This is a genomic window from Flavobacterium anhuiense (assembly GCF_001705175.1).
Taxonomy (GTDB): Bacteria; Bacteroidota; Bacteroidia; order Flavobacteriales; family Flavobacteriaceae; genus Flavobacterium; species Flavobacterium anhuiense.
Map to the genome: position 1 here is coordinate 265,701 of NZ_CP016907.1, position 11,689 is coordinate 277,389.

The following is an 11,689-nucleotide window of genomic DNA, read 5'->3' on the forward strand; positions in this document are numbered from 1 at the left end:
TTGTTAATTTTCTTATAATTAAATTCCAAGACTGCGAGATATTTAATCCCTATTTACTACTTTTAGAGCTTTAAATCAGGATATGAAATATTTCGCAATTTTCTTTTTTACACTTTTCGCTAGCATTGGTTTTGCGCAAGATACACAGCAACAGCCGACAGTTCCTCAAAGAGTTTCAGGTTATGTTATTAATGATGATAGCAAACAGCCTCTTGCCGGCGTAAACATCATTAACACCAACAAAGTACGAGGTGCAAAATCTGACGAAAAAGGGTATTTTGAAATTGACGTGCAAGTCAATGATACACTACATTTTTCTATTCTAGGATTTCAATCATTAAGAATTAGAGTCACAAATGACTGGATAAAAAATAAAGTAACGAGAATTCAGCTTACCGAAAAAGCAATTGCTTTGGAAGAAGTTGTCATTGCTCCTTTCTCTCTGACAGGATATCTTGAAATTGATTCTAAATTAATTCCAACAAAAGAAAACTATCGTTACAGCATTTCTGGACTTACGCAAGGTTACGAAGCTGGTGAATATGCTCCAAATGCTTTTGGGAAAGTCCTCGGTTCGATTTTTAACCCCGCCGATATGCTCTACAATTTCTTTGGAAAAAATGGTAAAGAACTCAAGAAACTTAAAGAGATGAAAAAGGACGATACCGTACGAACACTCTTGGAGTCCAAATATGACCGCGAAACAGTTGCTGTACTATTAGGAGTAAGCAAGGATGAAATCCCCGAAATTATGCACCGCTGCAACTATTCTGATTCTTTCATCCAGACAGCAAACGACCTTCAGATTATGGATGCGATAAGCGCTTGTTACGAACAGTATAAAGTCTTAAAAAGAAATTAATAATATTTTATCATAAAAAAATCCTCAATTTAAGATTGAGGATTTTTTTTAGTCGCAGTTGACAGTCTCAGTTTAACAGTTCTACGAACTGAATACTGAGACTGCGACTGAAAACTATTTAACTGGTATATTCTCAAGAATTTCTAATACAAATTTCCAATATTTTTGTGCCGATGAAATACTTGCTCTTTCATCTGGAGAGTGCGCTCCGTGAATTGTCGGTCCAAAAGAAATCATATCCATATCAGGATAATTTGTTCCTAAAATTCCGCATTCTAAACCTGCGTGACAAGCTACAACTTTTGGCTGTTCGCCATTTTGTTTTTCGTAAATGCCTTTTAAAACTTCTAATATCTCAGAATTCACATTCGGAGTCCAACCTGGATACGAACCTGAAAGTTCTACTTCGCATCCCACCAATTCGAACGCAGAACGTAACGAATTAGCCAAATCAAATTTAGAAGATTCAACAGAAGAACGCGTCAAACATCCTACTAAGATCTCTCCATCTTTAATAACAACACGAGCAATATTATTTGAAGTTTCAACCAAATCAGCCATATCAGCACTCATTTTATACACTCCATTTTGAGCTGCATAAATCGCTCTGATAATCCCTTCTTGAACTCCTAAATCCATTACTTTTTCAGACAATTCACTTTTTACGATTTCAATAGTCAAGTTAGGCTCCGTTGTTTTGTATTCGGCTTTGATATCAGAAATGATTTCCTGCATATCATACACATAAGCCTCATCAAACATCTGAGAAATGATAACCTTTGCAAAACTTTCTCTTGGAATTGCATTTCTCAAACTTCCTCCGTTAATTTCAGCAATCTGCAACCCGAAGTTTTCAAAACCATCAAACAACAAACGGTTCATGATTTTATTGGCATTTCCTAAACCTTTATGAATGTCCATTCCTGAATGTCCTCCGTTTAAGCCTTTTACTGTAATAGTATATCCAACAGAACCTTCTGGAACTTCTTCTTCATGATACGTTCTTGTTGCTGTTACATCAATTCCGCCAGCACACCCAATATCAATTTCATCGTCTTCTTCAGTATCCAAATTTAATAAAATCTGACCTTGCAGAATTCCTCCTTTTAAGTTTAAAGCTCCTGTCATTCCAGTTTCTTCGTCAACAGTAAACAATGCTTCTATTGCTGGGTGCGGAATATCTTTGCTTTCCAGAATAGCCATAATAGTCGCCACTCCTAACCCATTATCAGCTCCAAGTGTTGTGCCACGAGCGCGAACCCAGTCACCATCAACATACATGTCAATTCCTTGTGTATCAAAATCAAAAACTGTATCTGCATTTTTTTGGTGTACCATATCTAAATGCCCCTGCATTACGATTGGTTTACGATTTTCCATCCCTGGAGTTGCCGGTTTTCTGATGATTACGTTTCTAATTTCATCTTCGAAAGTTTCTAAACCTAAGCTGTTTCCAAAGTTTTTCATAAACTCAATGACACGCTCTTCTTTCTTGGATGGACGAGGAACTTCGTTTAAATCTGCGAATTTGTTCCAAAGTGCTTTTGGTTCCAGATTTCTTACTTCTTGACTCATTATATTTTGTTTGATGTTTAACAATTAAGAGCTTCAAAGTTACAAAGTTTAATTGCTTTTTTTGCCACGAATTGCACGAATTAGCACAAATTATCGGCTTTAAAATCAAAACCCCAAAATACTATTCTTTTTAGTTATAAATAATTGTATTTATATTTACGTATCTAAAAATTGCGCCGTGAAATCAAAATACATTTTACCTTTATTTCTTATAGTTCAAATTATTTTTTATAAAATTCTTGTTTACTTTCCAGATTTTGTGGAGGGCTTCTACAGCAAAAATTTATATATCAGGATTTCACATTTTTCAAGAATGCTTTTAGGCAAAATTCCATTTTCTGTTGGCGACTTTTTTTATGGACTCTTAATCATTTCTATGATCAGCTGGTTTTGGAGAATCAGAAAGACATGGAAAACAGACTGGAAAGATCATCTTTTAAAAATAGTAGGCAAAATTTCTATTTATTACTTTTTGTTCCATCTACTTTGGGCTTTCAATTATTATCGTGAGCCCCTTTCTCAAAAAATGAATATCAAAAGAGAATATAGCGATGCAGATTTATTGGCCTTTACCAAAAAACTAATTATAAAAACCAATGAAATTCAGTTTAAAATCACAAAAGATAAAAACGAAAAAATTCAGCTTCCTTATTCTCAAGAAGAAGTTTTTAAAATGAATATAAACGGATATGATAATCTTGCTCGAGAACATTCGTATTTTAAGTACGAGACTTTAAGCGTTAAAAAATCATTATTCAGTCTTCCCTTAACTTATATGGGATTTGGAGGTTATCTTAATCCGTTTACAAACGAGGCACAAGTAAACAATTTACTTCCAATGTATTCTTTCCCTCTTACCTCTTCTCACGAAATGGCACATCAGATAGGTTTTGCGAGCGAAAACGAATGTAATTTTATTGGCGTTTTGGCATCTGTGAAAAACGATAATTTGTATTTTCAATATTCAGGATACAGTTTTGCTTTGCGTTATTGCCTTGGAATATGGAAATTTAAAAACGAGAAAATTTTTGAAATTTTAAAAAAGCAAGTAAATACTGGAATTTTAAAAAACTATCAGGAAAGTCAAGATTTCTGGAAAAAATACGACACTTTTATAGACAAAGGTTTTCATTTTTTATACGATAATTTCCTGAAATCAAATAACCAGAAAGATGGCATGGAAAGCTACAGCAGGTTTATTGACCTCATGATTAATTATTACAAAACAAGAGAACTATAAAGTTTGCCACGAATTACACCAATTAGCACAAATTTTAAAAAACTCAACTTTAATCTATTCTGTTTGAGAAGTAATTCGGGAAATTTGTGAAATTCGTGGCAAAAAGTAAACCATCAACTGTAACAAAAATGATTTCATAACTACTAATACATTATGAGCGAAAATCTAGAACAGTCATTTGTTGCGCAGCTGCAGGCAAATCAGAATATAATCCACAAGATTTGTAGATTATATACTGCTGGAGAAGATGCTCATAAAGACCTGTTTCAAGAGATTACCATTCAGCTTTGGAAAGCTTATCCAAAATTTAGAGGCGACAGTAAATTTTCGACTTGGACATATCGTGTTGCCTTAAACACAGCAATTACCTTATACCGCAAAACCAAAAGAACTATTTCGACCGTAGATTATGAAAACCATCAGCATTTTGTAAAAGATGTTGACTACAATTATGAGGAAGAGGAACAGATTAAACTGATGTACAAAGCAGTTTATCAATTGAATGACATTGAAAAGGCATTAGTTTTTATGTATTTAGAAGACAAAGATTATCAAGAAATAGCTGAAACCTTAGGAATCAGCGAAGTGAATGCGCGCGTGAAAATGAACAGAATTAAGGGGAAACTTAAAAAAATACTAAATCCTTAAAATTATTATGAAAGAACTGGATTTATTAAAAAAAGATTGGCAAAAGAACTCTGATTCTTTTCAACAAATTTCTGAAAACGAAATCTATAAGATGATTCACAGAAAGTCATCTTCCATTGTAAAATGGATTTTGATTATCAGTATTTTGGAAATTTCGTTTTGGACATTTTCAAATTTATTCATCAATACAGACGACGTATTGCATAAAATGAATCACCCTGAAATTGTAACCGCTTTAGAGTTTCTAACGTACTTTAATTATGTTGTCGTACTGATTTTTGTTTACATTTTCTATAAAAATTACAAAACAATTTCGACCACCATAGCCACAAAATCATTAATGAGTGCTATTTTAAGAACCCGCAAAACGGTTCAATATTATGTTTGGTATAATCTAGGAATGATTGTTATAACAGCTATTTTAAGCTTCTTTATTGCATTTGTTTACAATCCAGACATGGAATTTCTAAGAGAAAAATTAGCCATGAACGGAAAAGCCATGTTTGTTACAATCGGGATATTATTCCTAGTGATATTAGGCTTCTTCGGATTGTTCTGGTGTTTCTACAGAATTATTTACGGAACGCTTTTAAGACGATTGTACGCAAATTATAAGGAGTTGAAGAAGATTGACTTTTAAAGTTGCTAAGGTTCTGAGACGCTATGCCGATAGCTATCGGGTCTAAGCTTTTTTTCTGAAATTCCAAAGATAAAATTCCAAATTCCAACTGATAAAACTTGAAAACTTGATACAAAATCGATTTGTCACCCTTAGCGAAGTCGAAGGGCACAAAGTTTGACGTAAGCTTCAACTTCGCTCAGCCAGACAAAGCAAACTTTAAACTTTAAACTTTAAACTTTAAACCTGAAACAAAACTCTAGTAATCCCATTGTCTCATTTTATTCAGTTCTTCTTGCGCTTTTATTTCTTCAGCTGGAATAACTTTTAAAAATGAAGGGTGCTGTTCGATGGCGTATTCTACTTTTTCAACGATTTGTTCAATGGTATCATTTTCATAATCAATATCAAGGGGTTCTTTGATGATGAAAGATTGCAGAATTCCTTTTTTCTTCATTCGAAGTCCTTTTTTGTCGAATGATCTACGGAAACCATCAATTACAATAGGAATAACGATTGGTTTGTGTTGTTTAATGATATGAGCGGTTCCTTTACGAACTGGTTTGAATGATTTTGTCGTTCCTTGCGGGAAAGTAATAACCCAACCATCTTCAAGCGCAATTCTAATGTTTTCAGTATCATTCGGATTCACTTCTCTTTTTTCGGTCACATCAACACCTTTTGATCGCCAAGTTCTCTCAACTGTAATGGCGCCTACATAAGCCAAAATTCTTGGCAGTAAACCAGCCTGCATCGTTTCTTTTGCCGCCACATAATAAATATTCATTTTGGGCTGCCACAAATAACCAATATTCTTAATCGTGTCTTGACGTCCTGATAAACTGGCATTAAAGACATGAAACATCGCTACAACGTCTGCAAAATAAGTTTGGTGGTTGGAAATAAACAAAACATTAGTATCTGGAAGTGTCTTAATAATTTCAGATCCTTCAATCTGTAATTCATTAAAACCTCTATATCTCTTATGAGTCATGGCACCTAGAACTCGGATCAACCATTTCTTGATGAATAATATATGCCCAAAAGGATTTCGTTTAAACAATCCCATAACTAATTTATCTTATTTTTTTGTTAGGTCGCAAACATACAAAAATTATTCTTTTAGCAACACTTTAAAACATTTTCTCGAATTAAGCGATATTCAAATGAATATCAAATCGTTAAATAAACTTTATCAAATTTATTTTACCATCGCTTCTTTTAAAACATCTCGCAATTCACTCAAAATCATTGCCGTGGCTCCCCAAACAACATGATTCTGAATATTAAAGGCAGGAACTAAAATATTGGCTCCATAAGAAGTTGATAATCTGGCTTCGATAATAATATCATCATTTAAAAAAACAGATAAAGGCAGTTCGATAATTCCGGCAACTTCTCTTATATCAGGATAAAAAGAAAGCTCTTCTTTGGCAATTCCTAAAAACGGATGCACCAAAAAGTTGCTTGGCGGAATATACATCGGTGAAAAATGTTTAACAATGTCTATTTTATCACTCGTAATTCCAACTTCTTCATGGGTTTCTCTAAGCGCTGTAGTTTCAAAATTTAAATCTTCCTTCTCGTATTTCCCGCCTGGAAATGCAATCTGAGCTGAATGAACTCCGTCATAAGCATTTCTAACAATCAAAACCAGATGCGTTTTTCCCTGTTTGGGATAAAACAGCATCATTACTCCCGCCATTCTAGCGTTTAATGCTTCAATATCAAGATTTTTTAATCCCTCTATACGCTCTTTTGGAGCCATTTTTAAATGTGAAGTTACTGCTGGCAGCTCTACTGGAATTATATTGGGAACATATTTCAAAAAGTCTTGAAAATTCATAATCAAAGCTTATTTTTGTATTTTCAAATAAAACATAAATATACTCTAGAAAACGCAGTACCACAAGTTTTCTGTTATTAAAGCCTAAAAAATGTACAGCAAAGAAGAATCACAAAGAATAAAAAGAGAATTTTGGGTAACATTTGCCGAGAAATATCCTCGCAAATGGGTGCTTTATGACACAAAAATTAAAGATTTCTCTTTTAAGTTTTATGTTGACAATAAAAAGGCTCAGGTTTTAATTGATATTGAACATCGAAGCGATGAAAAACGTATCGCTTATTTTGAAAAACTTGAAGCTTTAAAAAATATTCTCGAAGAAGAATTCATCAAAGATTTGGTTTTCGAAAAAAATTATACTCTTGAAAACGGCAAAACCATCAGCAGAATCTGGGTTGAAAAAACTGGCGTTGGTTTCAGCAATAAAAATACTTGGGATGCAATTTTTGATTTCTTCAACGAAAACATGCACGCCCTAGAAATGTTCTATTTAGAATATGATGAGTTTATTAAGGATGTGGAGAATTGAGGTTCTAAGATGCTAAGTTTCTAAGATTCTGAGACACTAAGATTATATAGCAAACCCGACAGGTTTTTAAATCTGTCGGGTTTATTATTTTGTTAAATCTAAAAAACTTAGAGCTTAGTATCTTAGTATCTCAGAAACTTTTACACCGTAATAATATTATAAACAATAATATGATCGTCGTAATTGATGTAAAGCTGTTTTCTATAATCTTGCTTTTTTCGGGTTATAATAGATAATTTACATTCTTTTCCGTCGTTGTCTTTACATATAAAAGAATATACAATATCGGTATCGTTTTCTTCTCTTTCGATATAATCTAAAATATTGTATAATTGAATTTCTTGCGAATAGACTACAATTCTATGTTTATTAGTGTCTAAAACCACCGAGAGATTTACCAAATCGAGATTAGACCATTCTCCCCATTTTCCTCTTTCATTTTTTTCTAAAACACTAAAACCTGACGTTTTAAAATGATAAGATTGACTTTGAAGCTCTTGCAATCCAAAAGTCAAAAACAATAACAATATGTAGGGGCGTATGGAATTCATAAAATATTTCTTGCAGTCAATTAAAACTCAAATGTAGTCTTTTCTTTGGATGCGGTTTCAAATTCGGCTATCATTTGTTGAATAATTTCTTCAACGGGTAAAATTTCATGAATCAGACCTGCTACTTGCCCAATTTCTAATTCTCCTTCTTCCAAATCTCCTTCAAACATTCCTTTTTTGGCTCTTGCTCTTCCTAAAAGCTGGACCAATTCTTCTTTAGATGGACATTTTTGGTACAAATCCTGAACGTCCTGATAAAATTTATTCTTTATCAATCGAACAGGCGCTAATTCTTTCAGAGTCAATTGAGTGCCCCCTTCCAAAGTATTAACTATTGTTTCCTTGAAATTATTGTGCGAAGACGATTCTATGGATGCCGCAAAACGACTCCCTACCTGAACACCATCTGCTCCCAAAATCATGGCCGCAAGCATTCCTCTTCCTGTTGCAATTCCTCCAGCAGCAATCAGCGGAATCTTGATTTTTTCTTTTACCATCGGAATCAATGTCAAAGTAGTCGTTTCTTCACGTCCATTATGACCGCCTGCCTCAAAACCTTCAGCAACTACGGCATCTACGCAGGCATCTTGAGCTTTCAAAGCAAAAACGCTGCTGCTAACCACGTGAACAACGGTAACACCTCTTTCTTTCAAAAAAGAAGTCCACGTTTTCGGATTTCCAGCTGAAGTAAAAACAATTTTAACGCCTTCTTCGACCACAATATTCATAATCTCTTCAATGTTTGGATATAACATCGGAATATTGACTCCAAAAGGTTTATCGGTAGCTTTTTTACATTTCTGAATGTGTTCTCTTAAAACTTCTGGGTACATAGAACCTGCACCAATAAGTCCTAAACCTCCTGCATTGCTTACAGCAGAAGCCAATTTGTAACCGCTGTTCCAAATCATTCCGCCTTGAATGATTGGGTATTTTATATTGAAAAGCTGAGTGATTTTATTCATTAAAATTATTGCTTAATTATTTTTCCTGTTTTATGCAGCTTATCGGCATCAAAACTATAAATATACAATCCGCTTTGAAGCGATTGCAAGGAAAGAACTGGATTTGAATTATTGATTTTTTCTTCTATTAATTTTTGCCCCAATATCGAATAAATGGTTACTGATGCAGTATTATTTTCATTTAGAAAAGAAAACGAAACTTCATTTTTAGCGGGATTTGGATATACCGCAAACGAAGCTTCCGCTACAAAATCATCAACACTTAATGCTGCTCCAAAATTTGGAATTCCGTAACCGTAATTGTTATCAGGATTTGCATATCTATCAGCAGATTGCAAAATCATTTGTCTAATTTCTTTATTAGTTTTAGTTGGAAATGCCTGCCACAAAGAAGCCGCCATTCCTGCCATAATTGGGCAAGAAAATGACGTTCCGTTTGCCGTAACGATATTTCCATTTGCATCAGAAACTACCGCTGCTGCTCCTTGCGCCATAACATCAGGTTTTATTCTGCCATCATAACTTGGTCCAATCGAACTGGAACTAGCTCTTACTTTAGAAGCATTAACAGAACCAATTGCTAACACTGAAACTGCATCTGCAGGAGAGCCAATATGCTTTTCAACTTGAGTTCCCTCATTTCCTGCTGAAGCTAAAACTAATATTCCTTTACTAAAAGCAATTTCTGCTCCACGAGAAATAAAAGTCGTAATTCCGTTCATATCGCTATAGGTATGGTTGTAATTTGGATTATCACGATCACCAAAATACCCCAATGAAGTTGTAATTATATCAACGCCCAAAGCATCTGCTTTCTCTGCAGCCTCAACCCAAAGCGATTCTTCTAGTGGAATCTCCTGGGCATCAATCTCTGTGATAAAAAGATAATACGATGCATTTGGGGCTGTTCCAACCAATGAATTTACCTTATAACCGCCCATTGTAGACAATACTAAAGTACCATGATCATCTCCTGCGTAAAAATTGGCATTTCTTGTAGTATAATCGTAACCGCCTAAAATTTTATTATTATTTCTGAGATTTTCAAAAGGCTGAGCCGTGTTTACACCGGGAAATCCTGCATCCAAAACTGCTATAATTTTTCCTTCTCCTGTATAATTCTGCTGATGCAAAACTTGTCCGTTCAGCATTTGAATTTGATTAGCAGAATTTCCGTAAGAATAGTCAATTTCCGTTTTTAACTTATCATGAGACTGATTAATAGAAGTTTCCGAAACTCTTTTTCCTGTCGTATTTAAAGTTTTATTGGCAAACTCAATTCTAGAAACAAAAGCTAAGGCTTTTAAAGCATTAATGTTAGCCTGAGTTCCTTGAACATGAAGTGCATTCAGCCATTTTGACTGTGCTTTTACGGTAATTCCTGTACTTGAAGTAATTTGATTTACATACGAAGTTTCCAGAGGAGCATCAGTAATAGCCAAAGCGATATTTTGTTTCGTTCTTCGATCCAAAGCTCTTTGCGAAAGTTCGGTTAGCGGATTGTCGTAAAAAGTCTGTGCATTAGGCTTACCATTAAAATAAACCCACGCATCTTCTTGTGAAAATACTGTAAACGAAAGAAGTAATAAAAGAAAAGTAAAGTTATATCTCATCAATTCATACCTTTAAGGGATTTGCTCCCAAATAAAGTATAAAGCTAAGAAATTACTCCCGAACCAACTAATTCATTTTCTAAATACCAAGCAACAAATTGTCCTTCTGTAATAGCAGACTGCGGCTCTTCAAACTCCACATACATTCCGTCTTCAAATTGGTACAAAACCGCTTTTTGCAAAGGCTGACGGTAACGGATTCTTGCCATCACTTCCATTTTTTCTCCTGCTTTTAGCGTCATATCTTCTCTAATCCAATGCACTTCAGATTTTCCAACAAAAAGTGCTTTTTTGAATAAACCTGGATGCTCGCTAGACATACCTGTATAAATGGTGTTGGTTTCTACATCGGTTGCAATTACAAATAAAGGCTCTGTTGTTCCTCCTACATTTAGACCTTTTCTTTGTCCAACTGTAAAGTAATGAGCTCCTTGGTGTTTTCCAACCACTTTTCCCATTGTTGGAACATAGTCTAGCTTTTGAGATTCTAACTTTAATCTTTCCTCCAAAGAAAGGTCAGCTGATTTCTCAATATTGTAAATCGGATCATTTTTATCAACCTGAACAATTTTACCTTCTTTAGGCTGTAGTTTTTGCTGTAAAAATTCTGGAAGACGAACTTTTCCAATAAAACATAAACCTTGAGAATCTTTCTTTTCAGCTGTTACCAACTCCATTTCAGCCGCAATTTCTCGCACTTCTGGTTTTGTTAAAGCTCCAATAGGAAATAGAGCTTTTGATAATTGCTCTTGCGACAATTGGCACAAGAAATAAGATTGATCTTTGTTTACATCATTTCCGGCAATTAATTGATACACCGTTTTTCCCTCCACTTCGATTTCGCTTTTTTGGCAATAATGTCCCGTAGCCACATAATCTGCACCAAGACTTAGAGCAATTTTCATAAACACATCAAATTTGATTTCGCGATTACAAAGAACATCAGGATTTGGAGTTCTTCCTTTTTCGTATTCGTTGAACATATAATCAACGATTTTCTCTTTGTATTCTTCACTCAAATCAACTGTTTGAAACGGAATTCCAAGCTTTTCAGCAACAAGCAAAGCGTCGTTACTGTCTTCCAGCCAAGGACATTCGTTAGAAATAGTAACCGAATCATCGTGCCAGTTCTTCATAAAAAGGCCTATAACTTCGTATCCCTGCTGCTGCAATAAATATGCTGCAACACTAGAATCTACTCCACCTGAAAGTCCAACAACTACTCGTTTCATTTTGAATGT

Annotated in this window: 12 protein-coding genes; 5 read left to right on the top strand and 7 right to left on the bottom strand. The window is 34.5% G+C overall.

Going from position 1 to position 11,689, the window contains the following annotated elements; translation table 11 throughout:
* The first annotated feature begins 82 nt into the window (after window positions 1-82).
* A complete protein-coding gene (locus tag BB050_RS01125) occupies window positions 83-862 on the top strand; it encodes a carboxypeptidase-like regulatory domain-containing protein (protein ID WP_008462503.1) in 780 nt (259 codons plus the stop codon).
* A gap of 114 nt (window positions 863-976) precedes the next feature.
* Here the strand turns inward: BB050_RS01125 and BB050_RS01130 are convergent, their stop codons facing one another.
* On the bottom strand, window positions 977-2,437 hold the full coding sequence (locus BB050_RS01130; RefSeq protein WP_066032285.1) for an aminoacyl-histidine dipeptidase: 1,461 nt from the start codon (window positions 2,435-2,437) through the stop codon (window positions 977-979).
* A 178-nt stretch (window positions 2,438-2,615) separates the two neighbouring features.
* On the opposite strand from BB050_RS01130, the gene BB050_RS01135 reads away from it, so the two are divergent.
* From BB050_RS01135 to BB050_RS01145, 3 genes are all read left to right on the top strand, one after another.
* Window positions 2,616-3,677: a DUF3810 domain-containing protein gene (locus tag BB050_RS01135; RefSeq protein WP_066032286.1), complete on the top strand. Its 1,062-nt coding sequence runs from the start codon at window positions 2,616-2,618 to the stop codon at window positions 3,675-3,677.
* Between the two features lie 153 nt (window positions 3,678-3,830).
* Entirely contained in the window at window positions 3,831-4,325 is a 495-nt protein-coding gene (locus tag BB050_RS01140) for an RNA polymerase sigma factor (protein WP_008462500.1), read from the top strand.
* Window positions 4,326-4,332: 7 nt separating this feature from the next.
* Window positions 4,333-4,965, top strand: coding sequence for a hypothetical protein (locus tag BB050_RS01145; RefSeq protein ID WP_008462499.1), 633 nt, complete (start codon window positions 4,333-4,335; stop codon window positions 4,963-4,965).
* Window positions 4,966-5,203: 238 nt separating this feature from the next.
* On the opposite strand, the gene BB050_RS01150 is transcribed toward BB050_RS01145, so the two are convergent.
* A complete protein-coding gene (locus BB050_RS01150) occupies window positions 5,204-6,013 on the bottom strand; it encodes a lysophospholipid acyltransferase family protein (RefSeq protein ID WP_008462498.1) in 810 nt (269 codons plus the stop codon).
* Window positions 6,014-6,145: 132 nt separating this feature from the next.
* Window positions 6,146-6,790 (bottom strand): NUDIX hydrolase, encoded by a 645-nt coding sequence (locus BB050_RS01155; protein ID WP_066032287.1) that lies wholly within the window; start codon window positions 6,788-6,790, stop codon window positions 6,146-6,148.
* Window positions 6,791-6,881: 91 nt separating this feature from the next.
* Between BB050_RS01155 and BB050_RS01160 the strand changes: the two genes are divergently transcribed.
* Window positions 6,882-7,319 carry a DUF4268 domain-containing protein gene (locus tag BB050_RS01160; RefSeq protein WP_066032288.1) on the top strand — a complete coding sequence of 146 codons (438 nt, stop codon included), beginning with the start codon at window positions 6,882-6,884 and terminating at the stop codon, window positions 7,317-7,319.
* Window positions 7,320-7,459: 140 nt separating this feature from the next.
* Here the strand turns inward: BB050_RS01160 and BB050_RS01165 are convergent, their stop codons facing one another.
* From BB050_RS01165 to mnmA, 4 genes are read right to left on the bottom strand one after another with little or no spacing between them, the layout of a single operon-like run.
* Window positions 7,460-7,870 carry a hypothetical protein gene (locus BB050_RS01165; RefSeq protein WP_066032289.1) on the bottom strand — a complete coding sequence of 137 codons (411 nt, stop codon included), beginning with the start codon at window positions 7,868-7,870 and terminating at the stop codon, window positions 7,460-7,462.
* Window positions 7,871-7,890: 20 nt separating this feature from the next.
* A complete protein-coding gene (locus tag BB050_RS01170) occupies window positions 7,891-8,835 on the bottom strand; it encodes an NAD(P)H-dependent flavin oxidoreductase (RefSeq protein ID WP_066032290.1) in 945 nt (314 codons plus the stop codon).
* A 5-nt stretch (window positions 8,836-8,840) separates the two neighbouring features.
* Window positions 8,841-10,448 carry a S8 family serine peptidase gene (locus BB050_RS01175; RefSeq protein WP_066032291.1) on the bottom strand — a complete coding sequence of 536 codons (1,608 nt, stop codon included), beginning with the start codon at window positions 10,446-10,448 and terminating at the stop codon, window positions 8,841-8,843.
* A 44-nt stretch (window positions 10,449-10,492) separates the two neighbouring features.
* Window positions 10,493-11,680 carry a tRNA 2-thiouridine(34) synthase MnmA gene (gene mnmA / locus BB050_RS01180; RefSeq protein ID WP_066032292.1) on the bottom strand — a complete coding sequence of 396 codons (1,188 nt, stop codon included), beginning with the start codon at window positions 11,678-11,680 and terminating at the stop codon, window positions 10,493-10,495.
* Between the last annotated feature and the right edge of the window lie 9 nt (window positions 11,681-11,689).